The organism is Stappia sp., assembly GCF_048261845.1.
Taxonomy (GTDB): Bacteria; Pseudomonadota; Alphaproteobacteria; order Rhizobiales; family Stappiaceae; genus Stappia.
Map to the genome: position 1 here is coordinate 1 of NZ_JBLXFR010000049.1, position 17,758 is coordinate 17,758.

Consider the following 17,758-nt stretch of genomic DNA (forward strand, 5'->3'; position numbering starts at 1 on the left):
CACCGGACGGCGCGCGCGCCGCGGCCACCGGCACGGCGCCGGACCCGGCACAGTCGGCGGTCTGGACCTTCGGCCGGGTCGCCATGAACGAGTTCTCCACGACCAGGATACACCTGCTCGATATCCGCAGGGATCTCGAGCCGAGCGCGGCGGCCCTGCGCATCGCCGGAGAAGTCGTGCTGGCCGCGCATGACGAGGAGCGGGAGATCGTCATCGACGGCGACCGCCGCATCGGCTTGCGGGTCGAACACGGCGCGCCGCTTCCCGTGCCAGGCACGGTCCCCGATGAACGGGGCGAGATCCTGCGGCTCGACATCGCCCAGCAGGGGGCGCTCGACCGGCTGTGCTGGAGCCCCTGCCCGCGTCCGTCCCTTGTCGGCGACGAGGTGGAGATCGCCGTGGAGGCGAGCGGCCTCAACTTCCGCGACGTGATGTGGGCGCTCGGCCTGTTGCCCGAGGAAGCGCTGGAGGACGGTTTTGCCGGTCCGACGCTCGGCATGGAATGCGCGGGCACCGTCGTCGCAACCGGACCCGAGGCTCGGCGGCTTCGGGTCGGCGACAAGGTGATCGCCTTCGCGCCGGCCTGTTTCTCCAGCCATGTCACGGTCTCGGAGAAGGGCTGCGCCACGACGCCCGACGGCCTCTCCCCGGAGGCGGCGGCGACAATCCCCGTCGCCTTCCTGACCAGCTACTACGCGCTGCATCGCCTCGCCCGGCTCGAGCCGCACGAGACCGTGCTGATCCATGGCGGCGCCGGCGGCGTCGGTCTCGCCGCGATCCAGATCGCCAGGCACATCGGCGCGACCGTGATCGCGACCGCGGGCAGCCCGGAAAAGCGCAGCCTGCTCAAGCAGCTCGGCGTCGACCATGTGCTCGATTCCCGATCCCTCGCCTTTGCCGGCGAAGTCCTGCGCTTGACCGGCGGCAAGGGGGTCGAGGTGGTGCTGAACTCGCTCTCCGGCGAAGCCATGGAGCGCAGCATCGAGGTGCTGGCGCCCTTCGGCCGGTTCCTGGAGCTGGGCAAGCGCGACTATTACGAGAATACCCATCTGGGCCTGCGCCCGTTCCGGCGCAATCTCAGCTATTTCGGCATCGATGCCGACCAGTTGCTGATCCACCAGCCGGCGCTTGCCGAGCGGCTGCTCGGAGAATTGATGCAACTGTTCGCCGACGGCGCGCTGGCGCCGCTTCCCCACCGCGCCTTCGAGGCGGACAACGTGGTCGCGGCCTTCCGGCTGATGCAGCAGGCGGGTCATATCGGCAAGATCGTCATCCGCCCGCCCGCTGCCCCGAGTGCCAACGAGACCGCCGGGACGGTTGCTCCCGTTCGTCTCGAGGCCGGCGCCAGCCAGATCGTGGTCGGCGGTTTCGGCGGCTTCGGCGCGGCACTGATCCGCCGGCTTGCCGGGATGGGTGCGCGCCGGATCGATGTCCTGTCACGGCGCGGCGCGACGACGCCGGAGGCGGCCGCCCTTGTCGAGGGGATGGCGGGGCAGGGCGGGAGCATCGTCGGGCGTGCGGGCCAGGCGACCGACAAGGCGGCGGCCCTTGTCGAGGAGATGGCGGCGCAGGGCGTCAGCATCGTCGGGCATGCGTGCGATGCGACCGACAAAGCGGCGGTCTCGGCGACGCTCGAGGCCGTGCGCGCGGACGCCGGGTCGATCGCCGGCGTCTTCCACACCGCCATGGTGCTGGACGACACCTTGATGGCCAATCTCACGCGCGACCAGCTCGACGCGGTGCTGGCCCCCAAGGTGCGCGGTGCAGAGCTGCTCGACCGGCTGACGCGGGACGATCCGCTGAGCCACTTCGTGATGTTTTCCTCCGCGACAACGCTGGTCGGCAATCCCGGCCAGGCGAATTACGTCGCCGCCAACGGCTATCTGGAGGGCCTTGCCGCGCGGCGCAGGGCGGACGGCCGCCCGGCCCTCGCGGTTGCCTGGGGCGCGATCTCGGATGCCGGCTATCTGGCGCGCAATGCCGAGGTCGGCGACAAGCTGGCACGCAAGCTCGGACGTCATGCGCTGAGCGCCGGCGAGGCGCTCGACGGGCTTGCCGCGCTGATGGCGCTGCCGCAGGACGACATCGCGGGCGCAGCCGTCGGCTATGCGCGCATCGACTGGGCGGCGGCCCGGCGCGACCTGGTGCTGCTGGCGACGCCTTATGCGGAACGGCTGGGCATCCGCGCCGGCGACGAGACGGATGGCGAGGGCGGTGCCGTCGACCTCGCGGCCCTGCTCAAGGGCCTCGACCGTGCGGCCGCGATCGCCAAAATCTGCAAGCTGCTGGCGATCGAGATCGGCCGTATCCTGCGGATCGGCGAGGACGACATAGATCCGGCCCGGCCGCTGACCGAGGTCGGCATGGATTCGCTGATGGCGCTGGAGCTCAGGATGGCGGCCGAGCGGCAGTTCGGCATCGACATCCCGCTGATGTCGCTGGCCAACGGCGCGACCTTGAGCGACATGGCGGCACGGATCACCGACCAGGTGATGGGTGGCGGCGGCGACGACAGTGCCCTGTCGGGCGAGGCGCGCGCCAACGCGATGCAGCATCTGGGCGAGGACGCCTTCGAGGATGCGGACGCGCTTGCCGATGTGGCCGCCGAGGTCGAGCAGCGAACGCGCGACATGCGCTCCCTGCTGTGAGACTATCGGCCGGCCGGGCACGGCGGAAAAGACAGCGAAAGGCAGCGACTTGACGAAGGACGGGACGAGCGGTTCGAGCGACGCACGCATGCAACTGGTCGCCAGCCTTCGCGCCGGCCACAAGGCCGCCCGCGGGCGGCAACCCGTGCGCGCCGCGTCCAAGGCACCGCCAGCTGGGCCCGCCGCGTTCGACTTCTCCAGCCTGCCGCAGTTCAGGCAGTTGCGCATGCACCGCGCGGCGGCGGAGATGATCGGCCTCGACAACCCGTTCTTCCGGGCTCATTCGGGCGTCGCCGGCGCCACCACCGTCATCGATGACGAGACCTACGACAATTTCGCCTCCTACAATTATCTCGGACTGAACGGCCACCCGGAGGTCAATGCGGCGGCGGTCCGGGCGATCGAAACCTACGGCACCAGCGCCTCGGCCAGCCGCGTGGTCGCCGGAGAACGGCCGATCCACCGGGAGCTGGAACAGTGCCTGGCGCGCATCCACGGTGTCGAGGATGCGGTGGTGATGGTCAGCGGACATGCGACCAACGTCACCGTCATCGGCCACCTGATGAAGTCGGGCGACCTGATCCTCACCGATTCCCTCGTCCACAACTCCGTTACCGAAGGTGCGCGCCTGTCGGCGGCGGCGCGCATCAACTTTCCGCATGGAGACCTTCAGGCGCTGGAGGACCTGCTGGCGCAGAACCGGCACAAATACGATCATGTGCTGATTGTCGTCGAAGGCATCTACAGCATGGACGGGGACTTTCCCGACCTGGCGCGCCTGATCCGCCTGAAACAGAATTTCGATTGCTGGCTGCTTGTCGACGAGGCGCATTCCGTCGGCGTGCTGGGCGAGACCGGACGCGGGCTTGCCGAGCATTTCAACGTCGATCCGACGAGCGTCGAGATGTGGATGGGGACGCTGTCCAAGACCTTCTCGGCCTGCGGCGGCTATATCGCCGGTTCCAGGGCATTGTGCGATTACCTGCGGGCGACGGCACCCGGCTTCGTCTTTTCCGTCGGACTGTCGCCGGCGCTCGCCGGGGCCGCCATCGCTTCCGCAGACGTGATGACACGCGAGCCCGAACGGGTGCGAAAGCTCGCCGAAAACGGCCAACGCTTCATCGAGCGGGCCCGTGCCGCCGGCCTCAACACCGGTCCGAGCGCGGGCCTCAGCGTCATCCCGGTCATTGTCGGCGATTCCATCGGCGCGGCGACCCTCTCCAACCGCCTGCTCGCCCGGCGGATCAACGCGCTGCCCATCGTCTTTCCCGCCGTTGCGGAAAAGTCGGCACGCATCCGCTTCTTCATCACCAGCGAGCACACATACGAGCAGATCGACCGGGCGGTCGATGCCACCGCAGAGGAACTCGCGGCGATGGCGCGCGAGAATGTCGGCTTTTCCTCGCTGGTGAAGAGCGTGCGTCAGGACGGCTGAGCGGTCCTGCCTGATCAGCCCTAGATGCCCAGTTTCCGGCCCAGCCAGGACAGCTCCTGGCGCAGGCGCTGCATGATCGCGTGCCACCTGCTGCCGCGTTGCGCGGCCAGCCGCGACACCAGAAACTCCGGCGTGCAGGGTTGCAGGCTCAGCGGATCGACCGTCAGCGGATAGTCGATGAAGGCAACATGGACCAGCGTCTCCAGGTCGAGCCGACGGGCGCGCCGGGCGTGTTCCGTCAGGTCCCGCGTCAGACCCCAGCCGGCATAGAAGGGCATGCCGTAGACCGTCACGGGGCGGCCGCGCAGCAAGGCTTCAAATCCGCTCAGCGATGAAAACGTCTCGACCCGGTCGGCAAGCCCGACCAGTTCCAGGATGTCGCATCCCGCAACCACCTGATCGGCAAGGCCGGCGAGCATGGCCGGCTCGACCCGCCCCTTGCGCAGCCCGGCCTCGACATCGGGATGCGGCTTGTAAAGGATATGAGCCTGCGGATTGCGCGCCCGCACCGCCCGCAGCAGCTCCAGATTGACGTTGTCGCAGCTCGCGCAGGCGATCACGTCCGAGAGCGAGCGACGAACGCCGGCATCGTCCGCCACCTGCCCGGGCACGAGCAGCACCTCGCGGTCGCCCGGCACCTCGGGAAGAGCCGTCTTGCCGGACACATTGTACTTCGTCATGCGCGCCGCGCGCAGGAGTTCCAAAAGGGCGGCCGCCCTCGCCCGTTCGGCCGCATCCAGTTGCCGGGTGGCGAGCAGGCGTTCCATCCGGCTCGGCCGCGTGGCATCGAAATAGATCCCCTCGTCGTCGAAGGCGACCGACGCTCCCCGCGCAAGCCCCGCCCCCAGACCGACCGACCGCAGGAACCCGTCCTCGATGCGCCAGAGTTCCACCCCCGCATCGGCCGCCTTCGCCTCGGTCTCCCGCGTGACGCCGGCGGCCCATCCGAGGGCCCGGCCGCCCGCCGCCCGTGCCAGGCCGATGGCCTCGCCGGCATCGGCGCAGAACGTGAAGCCTTCCGGATCGGCGGCATATGCCGCGCGGATCGAGGCATGGTTCCAGGGCTTGGCGCCGAAGCAGAAAAGCGGCCGGTCCGAAAGGTCGGCACGGCGGGCGAACGCTGCAACGGCCGCGTCTGCCTCGGCAAATCCGAGGGGCCGCCCCCGGTCATAGGGCGACGGATACAGCATGGCACGCGGCACAAGACCGGCTGCGATCCCTTCCCCGGCAAGGCCCGCAGCCTCTCCCAGCGTCGTGGCAAGGGCCTCGCTGCAGGCAATGGCAAGCGCGCCCGTGGCGGGCGGGCCAGTGAATGGCCGCAACAGCCCGGCGACGTCCCCTTCTCCGCACTCTCCGAGCGGATCGAGCGGCAGCGCCAGGACGACGAGCGTCTTCTCGTCAAACGGCACCGGCGCCCGGACAGGTACGGCGGCGACCAGCACCAGCGGCACGCCGGCGGCGCGCGCTGCGCCCGCCAGACCGGAGAGCCCCGCCCGGTCAGGCGTCACCAGCACGCCCTCCCCCTTGCCGGGCGTCCCGGACAGGCCGCGAACCGGCGCGCCGAGCACGGCCTCGAGAGCCCTCGCATGCCGCAGCATCGTCCTGTCGGCCAGCCGCCAGCGGCGAACCGACGGCAGGCGAGCCATCTCTCCGGATGCAGGGCCGGTCACGGGATCGTGGCTCACAATCTCACCCCCAGCGCGCGCGCCCGGGCAAGACGCGGCGGTTCCTCCAATCCGCGCGAGGCGGAGGGATCTTCCTCAAGAAGGCGCGCGGAAATCGTCTCGACGGCGACCTTCAGCCCTTCCCTGTTGTGGATCGAGCCGCGCAGCTGCGTGGTTGCCGCGAGCGCCCTGACAAAGTCGCCGACGAGAGCCGCATCGGGGCGCGCGGGCGCCGACCAGAAGCCAGCAAGATTTCCCTGATGCGTCATCCCGTCGATGTCGTAGAGCGCCGGGACGAGTGTCTTGACCGATACGCCCTTGCGCAATCCGTCGAGCCCGGCCGTCGAGTTGACCGTGACGAGGCCGGAAGCCCGGGGCCAGAGGGCATCAAGCGACCCGCCGTCGAGGAAAACGACACGGTCGCCACCGCCCAACGGGCCGAGTTCCCCGGCCCAGTCGACGAGCCCGTTGTCGAGCGGATGCGCCTTGACGATCAGGCGCGCATCCTTCGGCGCATTGTCGAGGAAGTCCCGTACCACGAGTGCCAGCGCCTCGCGCATGGAGGCAAAGGGCGAATGGGCGACGATCTGGTAATCCCCCTCGATCTGCAGCGGCAGCACGAAGAAGGGGCGCGGGTCCGCCAGAACATCCGCCTGCCGGCGCGCCGCGATCCGGCGCCGCATCCAGGCTCCGGCAAGACGTTTCAGCCAGAGCGCGTAATCCTGCAACGGATGCAGCGGCGTATGGCGCATGTAGTTCGGAAACAGCGGCGCCGCCGCGACATTGGGCAGGTGGTAGGAGAGATCCTGCCAGGCCTCCAGCGCGAAGGAGCCGGGAAAGCGCGGCGAAAGATCCGGCTCGCCCGCCGCACCGGCGATGTCGCGAATGCGCGCGGGGTCGTCGGGAAAGCGGCTCAACGTCGCCAGTCCGCCACGCTCGAGCGTCATGAAACCGGGGCGCAACAGGCCCAGTTCCGTCACATGGACGGCGATCCCCGCCGCTTCGGCGGCCAGCACCGCCGGCCGGTGACAGGGCCGCGTGTCGCCGTGCAGGACGAGATCCGTGACGGCCTCGTCGGCGATCCGGCGAGCAACCGCATCCGGCCATCCAGCCAGCGGCCCGCGCCAGCATTCCGTTCCCGTCCCGTGCCAGTGCAACCAGTCTCCGGCACAGAAATTGATCCTTGAGACGCGGTGGCCGGCCTCGCGAAGACGCGCGCCGACATGCCGGTAGAGCGGCGACAGCGGTCCTTGCAGGAACAGGAAGTGCCGCCGTCCGCCGGCGTCACCCTCACCGTTCCCCGGCTGCCCCTGTCGATCATCCGCGCCAGGCACGCCACCACCGCCCTATCCGGCCGCGTGCGGCCATTTCCTCGTCGAAGGTCATGGGAATGCCGAGCGCCCGCGCACGGTCGGCGCGCGGCGCCGGCCGCACCGCCCCCTCCGGCTGGTTGACGAGATCGAGCGACAGGCGGCGGGCCAGTTCGCGCGCCGCTGCCTGCTTGCCCTCGGCCGTGTAGAAGTTGCCCTGGATCTGGATCGCGTGCCCCATCAGCCGCTGGACCGCCTCGTAGACGCGGGCGTCCGGTGCCTGCGGCGTGCGCCAGAACCGGTCAAGAGGCAACTGGCAGGTAAGGCCGGGCATGTCGTAGACGGCAACGCCGAGGATCTTGACCGGACATCCGATGCGCACCGCGTGCAGGCCGGTCGTGCTGTTGACCATCAACGCCCCCGACGCGTGTTCGAGCAGCGTGACCAGTTGCCCGCCATCGACCACATGCACCCGGTGCTTGACCCGGTGCTTGCGTGCCAGCTGCCGCACGATCCGTCCCCATGGCTCGATGCCCTGGTCCATCGGATGGATCTTGACGACGAGATGCGCGGCCATGTGCGCATTGGCGGAAAAAGACGCCAGAACCTTGTCGAGCGCCTCGGCAAGATGGCCGAATTGCGAATTGTAGCGAAGCTGGTAATCGCTCTGAAGCTGCAGCGGGAAGACGAAATAGGGGCACCGGGACTCGATCAGGTCGGCGATCAGCGTGTTGGCGAGCCGGTCGCGCCGCCGCGCGAACACCAGTCTGGGCACCGTTGCCAGATACTCGAAAAACGGATGGTAGAACTTGTCCTGCGTGAAATGCGGATGGAAGAGCACGCCAACGACGTTGAGCAGATGGAACGCCACCTCATGCGTCGCCTCAAGCCAGAACGGGTGCCGATAGCGCACACCCATGTCGACCGGTTCCAGCCGGGCCGCCGTGGCGCGGATCGCCTCCACATCGTCGGGAAACAACGAGCGGGCCGACATGCCGTCGAGTTCCGCCGTGATCCAGTCCGGACGCAGGTAGCCGTTCTCATAGGCAACCACGCGCAGGCCGAAACGCTGGGCGATATCGAGAGCTGCCGAGTGATAGGGGAACCGGTCCTGGTAGAAGACCATGTCGGTCACGCCATGGGCGCGAACGTAGTCTTCCAGATAGGACGGCCAGTCCTCCAGCCGCCCGCGATAGGTCGTGCAACGCCTGTCGTGCCAGAGCACCCAGTCCGAAAGGCTCAGGTTGATGCGCAAGGTACGGTGGCCCAGCCGCTCCAGCTCGTCGGCGACGACGCGCGGAAAATCGGAAGGCGGCCCCTGCAGGAAGAGGACTGTGCGCGTTTGAGTCTCGTTCGACATCTTTGGCGCCCGTTCAAACCCGGTGCCGGCAGTCACGGCCTGTCACCGACCTGCCGATACCGGGCAACGACCGGAACCGGTGCCGGTCAGTTGGTCGCCAGCGCGTTGACCGTATTCACGCCGGACAGCAACGGCCCGATGATCTGCAGGAACTTGCCGAACTCTGCCGTCGGATGGTTGGCGACGTAGATGATGTCCTTGTCGCGCATCTCGAAGCTGCGCGCCAGGAAGAAGGCCTCGGCTTCGCGCAGGTTCAGCTTGTAGACGACCGGCACGCGAAGCTGATCGAACTTGTTCGCGACCTCGTCGCCCTTCAGCTGGCGCAGAAGCTCGCGATCCTCGAAGCGGAACAGGAAGATGCCGGCCGCATCGGCGAAGAAATCCTTCAGGCCGCCAACCTGGGCAAGCCCCTCCGCCAGCGTGACGGATTCGGTCTTGAAGGGAACGAGTTGTGTCGACTGAACCGCGCCGAAGGCGGAGAAGGTGCGCGGCTTGTGGGTAACGAGCACATTGTCGCCGGGCGTCAGCCAGATGTTGTTTTCCGGATACTCGATCAGGTCGACGAGGCGCGCCTCGCCCGACTTGCTGCCGCGCTTGACGGTGACGACCGTCTCGTAGGTCGCCTGGCGCGAGCCGCCGGCGCGCGCCACTGCCTCAAGCAACCGCATGCCGCGTACCGACATCGTGTACTGGCCGGGCTTGGTCACGTCGCCGACGACGACCACGCCGCTGCTCTCGTTGCCCTCGACCATGACGAGAACCTGGGGCTCGATCGCCTTGCCCTTGAGCCGCTCCTGGATGGAGACACGCAGGCCTTCAACCGACAGGCCGTTCGCCTGGATGCGCCCCGCGTAGGGAATGAAGATATAGCCGCTCTCGTCGACGACGACAGGAACCGAGACCTGCTTGCCGTCGGTGGTCGAGAACAGTCCCTCCGGCGCCGCTTCCCAGATGGTGACGACCAGCCGGTCGCCAATCCCCAGGCGTGTCGAGCGCCCGCGGTCAGGCACCGAGGCAAAATGGCGGGAGAAGGGCTTCGGCCGATACTTGTGCACGGTGTTGACCGTGCCCCGGTCCAGCGCCAGCAGAACATAGTCGGAGCGAAGCGCATCGCCCTCGATGTCGTCGGACGTGATGGTGATCGCGGTCGGCCCCTGCCCCGGCAGGCTGCCGCAGCCCGCGAGCGAAAACGCAAGGAAAACAGGGATCAAGAAACGCATCAAGGCCTCGGTTCTTACTGTCCGGTCACGACAGGTCAGCTTCTGTTAGCACTCGTTCCGCCGGCTGTCCAAGGCGGATGCGAGTGATGGCGGCCAAGCCGGACTCCTGTTGTCGAACGGCAACATTCTTTACCCGATTGGTTAAGCAAACAGAAAGTGATTTCAACAAATTCGATCTTTCGGCTACGGCATCCGGGATGGAGCATGCCCGCGTGGCACGCAGGATCGGGGGCAAATCCCACGGGGATTCGTCACGATCCGCGAAACATGGCATATCAACAGGGCCATTGCGTTGGAATGACACAGCCGGTTCATCACCGGTCAACCATTCAGGCTTAGCTTCGAGGCACTAAACCGTTGGTGACGAAGGGGCGTTCGACCACGCCAGGATCGGAAATTCTCGTGCGTACATGCGAGGTCCGAAATGACAGCCTGCCGCGTCTTCAGGCAGGCTCCGGACGTGCGACGCGCCGCAAGCGCGGACTTCGCAGCCTTTCGGCCGCGCTGCTGGCAGGCATCGCCCTGGCCCTTGCGCCGGCAACGGCAAACGCGCTCGACCTGTTCGGCTGGCTGCCGTTCGGCTCCTCGTCCTCCGAGACAGATATCCCCGTCACCGATCCCTTCCCGTATACTGCGACACTGACTGTCGCCGGCGATCCGGACGAATTGCGCGAGAAGCTGTCCGAAAGCTCGGAACTGGTCAGCGATGTCGAACGTCCGCCGTCGGGCGAGGCAGGCCTGATCGCCCGCGCCACCTCCGATTTCGAACGGCTCGTCGGACGTCTCTACGTCGAGGGCTACTACGCCGGCACGGTCGATATACGAGTCGCCGGCCTGTCGCTTGAAACCGCGCTGCAGATGCCCTCCCTGCCCGGCCCGCGCCCGGTGCCGGTAACGATCAAGGTGACGCCGGGACCGCTTTTCAGATTCGGCCGTATCGCGCTTGAATCCGAGGACGGCGGCGACGCCCTCGCCCTGCTGCAGTCCCCGACCGGGTACGGGCTGGTGTCCGGCGAAACCGCGAATTCGGGAAAGGTGCTGCGCGCCGAAAACCGGATCGTCAACGACCTGAAGTCGGCCGGCTATCCGTTCGCACGAATCGCCCGGCGCGAGATCGTCGCAGACCACGACAACAACCGCCTCGATGTCCGGCTGGTGGCCGCGACCGGCCGGGCAGCGCGATTCGGGTCGGTCTCGGTGACCGGCACCGAGGCGACAGATCCGGACTTCGTCGTCACCCACGCGATGCTGCCCGAAGGCGCGCCCTACGATCCGGCGGCGATCGAACGGGCGAGGAAGCGGCTCAGCGAGCTTGGCGTCTTCTCTTCCATCCGCATCGTGCCGGGCGAGGAGGTCGGCCCGGACGGGTTGCTGCCGATGACCATCGAGGTATCGGAGCGCGGCCGCAACGTGATCGGTGTCGGCGCCAACTGGTCGAGTTCGGAAGGGTTCGGCGTCGAGGCCTATTGGCGACGACGCAACCTGTTCGGACGCGGCGAGTTGCTGAGCGTCGAGGGATCCGTCGGGCGCATCGGCGACAACAGTCTCTCGGACCTGGAATATTCCGGCCGGATCGCATTCGAGAAGCCGGGCGCCTTCGGGCCGCTGACAAGCTTCACCACCAGCCTCGGCGCCCGTCAGGAAATTCCCGACGCCTATCGCAGCCGCAACATCACGGCGGACGCCTTCGTCCGCCGCGAATTCGACGACCGGCTGTCGGTGCGGTTCGGCGCCGAGATCCAGTATGCCGACGAGCAGGACGTCTTCGGCGACCGGACCTATCTGCTCGGCGGCGTGATCGGCGAACTGACCTACGACACCCGCGACGACAAGCTGAATCCGACCAGCGGCATCAACGCCGTCGTCTTCGCCGAGCCCGCCTATGACGCCAAGGGCGGCAATTTCATGCTGTTCACCAAGGGCCAGATTTCCGCCTATCAGGCGCTCGACGATGCCAAGCGCTTCGTCCTCGCCGGACGGTTCGGCGCGGGCAGCATCATCGCCCCGTCGGTCGACGCCATACCGGCGGCGCGACGCTTCTTCTCCGGCGGCGGCGGCTCGATCCGCGGTTATGCCTATCGCAATGTCGGCCCGCGTCTCAACGGCGAGGTAACCGGCGGGCGCAGCTTCGTGGAGGCCTCGGCGGAGATCCGCATGAAGGTCACCGACACGATCGGGCTGGTCGGCTTCGTCGATGCCGGCAACAGTTTCGACGCGATCTATCCGGACTTCTCGGAGGGCGTGAAGGTCGGCGTCGGTGCGGGCCTGCGCTACTTTACCCCCGTCGGACCGCTGCGCTTCGATGTCGCAGTGCCGCTCAGCCCCGAACAGGATGACCCCGACTTCGCCATCTATGTTGGCCTTAGCCAGGCGTTCTGAGACGCAGATTCAACAATTCCGGACAAGAATTTTCGAAAGATTGCACCAATTTCTATCGAACTTGCACCGATTTCCATCCAGAGCGGAATCGCGGAGTCGTTTCAGCGTGCTGGCGCGATCTCTTCGCGTTTCGATTCCGATTCAACGCCTTCACATCCTGATTCAGGTCGGCGTCCGCACCGCCATGATTTCGCTTCAACGATGCGCCATAACATGTTGAAGCACGAATCAATTTCCCCGTTCCCGGAGGTCTCCTCGACGTGAAGCCGGCCCGGCGCCCCTTCCGCGCCTTCCTCAGCACTGTCCTGCGCACCCTCGTCGGCCTCGTCGCTGTCGTGCCGCTGCTGGCCGTCGCGACGCTCGCCGCGCTGCAGACCTCGGCGGGCAGGCAGATGGCGGAGGGTGTCGTCAACAGCCTCGCCTCCGGCCCGCAGGGCGGGGTGCGGATCAGCGGCCTTGCCGTTTCCTGGGGACTGGACGCCCGGCTCGCGGGGATAGAGGTCAGCGACGCGGCCGGCCCGTATCTCTCCGTGCGCGACATCGCCCTCGACTGGCACCCGCTTGCCCTTTTAAGGGGGCGGGCCGACGTCGAGCGCCTGACGGTCGGCTCGCTCGACCTTGCCCGCCTGCCGCAGCCGGACGAGACGGCGGAGGATGGCGACGGGTCCGGGTCCGTCCCCGCCCTGCCCTTCCGGCTGGGCGAGGGGCGGATCGAGACGATCTCCATCGGCGAAGCGGTCGCCGGCGAGGCGATGCGGCTTTCCGCAAGCGCCGACGCGCGGCTCGATGCATCGCCGCGCACCGTCATCGCCAACCTGTCGGTGCAGCGCATCGACGGCACGGACGGCACGGTCGAGGCGCGGCTCCGCTTCGCGCCCGACGACAACCAGCTCGCCTTCGACATCTCCGTCGCCGAACCGCGTGGCGGGCTCGCCGCCCGGCTCCTGCAGATCGAGGGCCTGCCGGCGCTCGACCTGACGCTGAAAGGCGACGGCCCTCTCGACGACTGGAACGCGGATCTCGCCCTGTCGCTGGACGGCCGCACCGAGATCGCCGGCACGGCACGGCTGACCCGCGAAGACGGCGGCGCACCGGTGCTGCGTGCCGCGCTTGGCGGCGAGCTCGGCGCCCTCGCTCCGCCGATCGCGGCGGCGCTTGTCATGGGCCGCACGGAGCTGACGGCGACGGCGCGCTTCGACGAGAATTTCGGCCCGCGCGAGGTGGAGGGAAAGCTCTCGACCGCGACCGTCCGTTCCGACTTCACCGCGAAACTGGGTCCCGACCTGTCGCGCATCGAGGCCGGGGCGACGCTGCACCTGTCCGCCGGCGAAGGGGCGATGATCGGCCTGGAGCTTCCGGACCGTCTGGTCAGCGTCGGCGAGACGACGCTCGACGTCCGCGTCAGCGGCGCACCGGACGCACTCGATGTCATGGCCAGTCTGGCGGCCACAAGCCTCGGCACGACGGAAGCCCGGCTTGAGGGACTGAGCCTGCGGATCACGAGCGAGAAGCTCGACACAGGGGCTGGCGACCTCGTCCTGCCCTTCGTCCTGGCGCTCGACGCCAAACGGCTGGAACCGCTCGCAGCCGGCACGCAGATGCTGGCCGGACCGCTTTCGCTGACCGCGAACGGCACGGCCCATGCCGGTGACGGGCGTGTGGAGCTCGCCGGTTCACGCCTGACGCTGCAAGGCATCGAGGCAGGCGTCACCGGCTCCGTTTCGGCCGAAGAGATGGACACCGCCTTCACCCTGGTGCTTGCCGACCTTGCCCGGTTCGAGCCGCGCGTCGCCGGCGCGGTCACGCTCGAGGGAACGGCGAAGGGCGCGACCGAGGCGCCGGACGTCGAGGCGACGGCCAATGCCCCGCGCCTGATGCTTGCCGGCAAGCCGGTCACCGATCTCACCGTTTCGCTGTCTGCCAGCACCGCGCGGGACGCGCTTGCGGCGATCTTGCGCGCCAATGGCAGCGTCGACGGCAACGCGCTCGACGGCGCGGTAGACATCCGGCCCGAGGGCAACGGGCTCTCCATCCCCGACGTGACAATCAGCGCCGGCGAGAACCGCATCTCGGGCAGCTTCGCGGTCGCCGACCTTGCCGATGCCGTCGGCACGCTGACCGGCGAGCTGACCATCGACGCGCCGGACCTTTCGGAGTTTTCCGCACTGGCGCTGACCGAGCTGGAAGGCGCGCTTTCAGGCAAGGTGACGCTGGCCCGCAGCAACGGCGACCCTCCGTCCGCCCAGTTGAACCTTTCCGGAACGGAAATCGCCGTCGCGGGCACGCGCATCGCGCGGCTCGAGGCGCGCGGCAGGTCCTCCGGCCCGCTGAGCGCGCCGGCGCTTTCCGGCGAAGCCGAACTGACCGGCGTGGTCGCCGGCGGAACCGCGATCCAGAACCTGAAGGCAACCGCGGTCACGGCCGGCACCGCCACCGACATCTCGATCGACGCCCGCCTGTCCGACGGCACCAATGCCGACGGGATCGCCCTTGCCGCGACACTGGAGCCGCAGGACGCCGGGCTCGTCGTCAAGCTGGCGACGCTCGACGGACGCTATGGCGGCCTTGCCACGCGGCTTGCCGAACCGGCACGGATCATCGTCGCCGATGGCGGGGCGTTGATCGACACGCTGGCGCTGAGGCTCGGCGAAGGTCGCCTGGACCTTTCCGGCTCGGCGAGCGGCGAACGGCTGGCGCTCGACGCCAGGATCGCCTCCGTGCCGCTGTCGCTGGCCAATGCCTTCGCTCCGGGCGTCGGCCTTTCGGGCGCCGGCAGCGGGACCGTCACCGTGCGGGGCACGCCGGCCGCGCCGGAAGTCGACTGGAACGTTTCGCTCGCCGAACTTTCCGCCGCGCAGCTGCGCAACAACGGCATCGCGCCGGTGGCGCTGAAATCGGCCGGCCAGATGCGGGCGAACCGCATCACCCAGACCACGGACATCACCGGCGCCGACGGCCTGTCGATCAAGGCGCAGGGTCCCGTCAGCCTCGCCGCGCCCGGCGCGATCGACGTTTCCGTTTCCGGTCAGGTGCCGCTCAGCATCGCCCGGCAGAAGCTGATCCTCTCGGGCTTTTCCGGCAACGGCTCGCTTGCTGTCAGTGGCAAGGTCAGCGGCGCCTTCTCGGCACCGCGCTACACGATCAGCCTGCGCCCGCAAGGCATGAGCGTGACGCAGCTCTCCTCCGGCCTGACGCTGCGCGAGTTTTCCGGCAGCATCGCCATCGACAATGGCGGCATCGTCATCGACAACGTCCGCGCGGCAATCGCCGCCGGCGGTTCCCTCTCGGCGCAGGGACGCATCGGCCTCGATGGCGGCATGCCGGCCGACCTGAGCGTGAAGGTCAGCGAGGGACGCTATTCGGACGGTCGCATCGTCCAGGCCAATGTCGGCGCCGATCTCAAGCTGACGGGGTCCCTCGCCGATCCGACAGGCGGGGCGCTGCTCTCGGGAACGGTCAATATCGCCCGGGCCGACATCACCATCCCCAGCAGCCTGCCCGGCGCCATCGATCCTGTCTCGGTGACTCATGTGAACGCACCCGAGGCGGTGCGCCGCCAGGATGCGGCCCTTGCGCGCGACAGCGGCGGCGGCGATGGCGGCGGCTCGAGCCCGATCCGCCTCGACGTGACCGTCTCCGCACCGGGACGTATCTTCGTGCGGGGGCGCGGCCTCGACGCGGAGATGGGCGGCACGCTGCGGCTCGTAGGCACCACGGCCAATCCGCAGGCGATCGGCTCGTTCTCGATGCGGCGCGGCTTCATGCAGGTCCTGACACGGCGGGTCACCTTCACCAAGGGCGATGTCGGTTTCACCGGCTCGCTGATGCCGCGGCTCGACTTTGCCGCCACCACACAGGCCAGCACTGCCGCGATCACCATCTCCGTCACCGGCGAGGCGCAGAAACCGGAAATCGCCTTCACCTCCTCGCCGGAACTGCCGCAGGACGAAGTGCTGGCGCAGTTCCTGTTCGACCGCTCGATGAGCCAGCTTTCGCCGGCGCAGATCGCCCAGCTCGGCGCCTCCGTGCTGGCGCTGACCGGCGGCAGCGGCGAAGGCCCTCTCGGCGCGCTGCGCCAGTCGCTCGGCGTCGATGCCATCGACGTGGAAACGGACGGCACCAACGGCCCCTCGCTCGCCGTCGGCAAGTATCTCAGCGACAACATCTATCTTGGCGTGAAACAGGGTGCGAGCGGCGATTCCAGCCGGGTCACCATCGATATCGACGTGACCAAGTCGCTGAAGCTGCGCGGCGAAGTCGGGGCGAACGGCGAATCCAAGGCCGGCATCTTCTTCGAGCGCGAATTCGGCAAATAGCTGCCGCTGGCCACCGGGGTCGCGCGGATCCTCAGCACGGGACCCGGACCATTCGGCGCACCCCTTCGACAACAAATGGCAACGCGCGGGCGGAAGACCGCCCGCGCGCCTGATCTTCAGCCCGCCCGCAGATGCAGGCCGCGCCTGTGCAGCCACGCCAGCGCCAGCATGGTGAGCACCGCCATGGTTGCCGCATAGGCAATGAGCGGCCATGCCGTGTCGCCGTCGAGGCCGATCACGAACCCCGTTCCCACAAGCCCGACAATGAGGCTTTGCACGCAGAAATGCAGGGCGACCGCCGTCCCCGCCACCTCCGTGAATTCCTGCAGCGCGCCATTGGCCGTGACGGAGACCGTGAGGACGATGCCGATCGCGACCAGCCACATCGGCAGGACGAAGGACCAGAAGGAGGGTGCGAAGAACAGCTGACCGACGGAAAGCAGACAAGCGCCCGCAATCAGCATCGCCATGCCGCGTGCCACGCTGCCGGGAATGCCCCACCTCCCCACAAGACCGGTGGCAAGGCGGGTTGCCGCCACCATCACCACCGCGACCGAGGCGAAGGCGAGGCTGAAACCCAGCTCCGAGAACCCGGCCCTTTCGATCAACACACGCGGGGCGATGGAGAAGAAGACAAAGAAACTGCCCATCGCCGCGCCGAAACCCAGCGTGTAGGTCCAGAAGGCAAGGCTCTTCAGCACCGCCGCGAAGCCCGCGCGCGCGCCCTCACGACCGACGCGCCGCGTTTCCGGCCAGAGCGGCAGGATGACGGCGAGCATGACGAGTGCCGGAATGGCAAGAACGACGAAGATGGCGCGCCATCCGCCCAGCATCAGGACCAGTGCTCCGGCAACCGGACCGATCGCCGGCACGAAGGCCAGCGCCCCGTTCATCATGCTGTAGATCGCCGCGCTTTCCGGCCGCTGCGCGTAGACATCGCGGATGGTGGCGAAGACGGCCACCAGCATGGCGGAGGCCCCCGCCGCCTGCACAAGGCGGAGCAGGACGAACAGGCCCGCCGAGGATGTCGCCGCCAGCGCAAGGGACGCTGCCGCGAAGACGATGCAGCCGCAAACCAGCACCGGACGCCGGCCAAAACGGTCCGACAGCGGGCCGAAAAGGATCTGCCCGGCACCCAGCATGACCATGTAGAGGGACAGCGTGAGCTGCACGGTTCCGGGGGTGGTTGCCAGGACCTCCGGCATTGCCGGAACAACGGGCAGGTAGATGTCCATCCCCAGAGACGCGAGAATGTTCAAGGGCGCCAGCAGCGCAAGCGCGGCCGGCAGGCTGTAGGTCCACAGCCGGTTATTCTTGTCTGACATGTCGATAAATCCGCTCGAAGCGTTAGCATTCGGCGGCAATCCGCGCGCACGGGAAGACAGGACTGGTGACGGGCAGACGGCCGCAACAACGAGAAGGTTCG

Annotated in this window: 9 protein-coding genes; 4 read left to right on the forward strand and 5 right to left on the reverse strand. The window is 68.1% G+C overall.

Features of this window, described 5'->3' with window-relative positions; translation table 11 throughout:
- Together ACN0T5_RS16650 and ACN0T5_RS16655 are read left to right on the forward strand one after the other, a co-directional pair.
- Positions 1-2,648, forward strand: a 2,648-nt coding sequence (locus ACN0T5_RS16650; RefSeq protein ID WP_417769738.1) for an SDR family NAD(P)-dependent oxidoreductase, incomplete at its 5' end; no start/stop codon positions are given.
- 49 nt (positions 2,649-2,697) lie between these two features.
- Positions 2,698-4,083 carry an aminotransferase class I/II-fold pyridoxal phosphate-dependent enzyme gene (locus ACN0T5_RS16655; protein WP_417769739.1) on the forward strand — a complete coding sequence of 462 codons (1,386 nt, stop codon included), beginning with the start codon at positions 2,698-2,700 and terminating at the stop codon, positions 4,081-4,083.
- Between the two features lie 20 nt (positions 4,084-4,103).
- Here the strand turns inward: ACN0T5_RS16655 and ACN0T5_RS16660 are convergent, their stop codons facing one another.
- The 4 genes from ACN0T5_RS16660 to ACN0T5_RS16675 all read right to left on the reverse strand — a co-directional run bounded on the left by ACN0T5_RS16660 (position 4,104) and on the right by ACN0T5_RS16675 (position 9,637).
- A complete protein-coding gene (locus ACN0T5_RS16660; RefSeq protein WP_417769740.1) occupies positions 4,104-5,729 on the reverse strand; it encodes a hypothetical protein in 1,626 nt (541 codons plus the stop codon).
- Positions 5,730-5,764: 35 nt separating this feature from the next.
- Entirely contained in the window at positions 5,765-7,081 is a 1,317-nt protein-coding gene (locus ACN0T5_RS16665; RefSeq protein ID WP_417769741.1) for a capsule biosynthesis protein, read from the reverse strand.
- Positions 7,065-8,417: a capsule biosynthesis protein gene (locus tag ACN0T5_RS16670; protein WP_417769742.1), complete on the reverse strand. Its 1,353-nt coding sequence runs from the start codon at positions 8,415-8,417 to the stop codon at positions 7,065-7,067. The genes ACN0T5_RS16665 and ACN0T5_RS16670 overlap by 17 nt, the downstream gene beginning before the upstream one ends.
- 86 nt (positions 8,418-8,503) lie before the next feature.
- On the reverse strand, positions 8,504-9,637 hold the full coding sequence (locus tag ACN0T5_RS16675) for a polysaccharide biosynthesis/export family protein (protein ID WP_417769743.1): 1,134 nt from the start codon (positions 9,635-9,637) through the stop codon (positions 8,504-8,506).
- A gap of 402 nt (positions 9,638-10,039) precedes the next feature.
- Between ACN0T5_RS16675 and ACN0T5_RS16680 the strand changes: the two genes are divergently transcribed.
- Together ACN0T5_RS16680 and ACN0T5_RS16685 are read left to right on the forward strand one after the other, a co-directional pair.
- Positions 10,040-12,016, forward strand: a complete 1,977-nt coding sequence (locus tag ACN0T5_RS16680) for an autotransporter assembly complex protein TamA (RefSeq protein WP_417769744.1) — start codon at positions 10,040-10,042, stop codon at positions 12,014-12,016.
- Positions 12,017-12,276: 260 nt separating this feature from the next.
- Positions 12,277-16,332, forward strand: coding sequence for a translocation/assembly module TamB domain-containing protein (locus ACN0T5_RS16685; protein WP_417769745.1), 4,056 nt, complete (start codon positions 12,277-12,279; stop codon positions 16,330-16,332).
- Between the two features lie 116 nt (positions 16,333-16,448).
- Here the strand turns inward: ACN0T5_RS16685 and cml are convergent, their stop codons facing one another.
- Complete coding sequence (gene cml, locus ACN0T5_RS16690; RefSeq protein WP_417769746.1) at positions 16,449-17,657, reverse strand: CmlA/FloR family chloramphenicol efflux MFS transporter; 1,209 nt, start codon at positions 17,655-17,657, stop codon at positions 16,449-16,451.
- Positions 17,658-17,758 lie beyond the last annotated feature (101 nt).

Bases quoted from the DNA above. Each gene is read 5' to 3' on its own strand.
- ACN0T5_RS16660 (WP_417769740.1), bottom strand. From the start codon at position 5,729: ATGGCTCGCCTGCCGTCGGTTCGCCGCTGGCGGCTGGCCGACAGGACG.
- ACN0T5_RS16670 (WP_417769742.1), bottom strand. From the start codon at position 8,417: ATGTCGAACGAGACTCAAACGCGCACAGTCCTCTTCCTGCAGGGGCCG.
- ACN0T5_RS16675 (WP_417769743.1), bottom strand. From the start codon at position 9,637: ATGCGTTTCTTGATCCCTGTTTTCCTTGCGTTTTCGCTCGCGGGCTGC.
- cml (WP_417769746.1), bottom strand. From the start codon at position 17,657: ATGTCAGACAAGAATAACCGGCTGTGGACCTACAGCCTGCCGGCCGCG.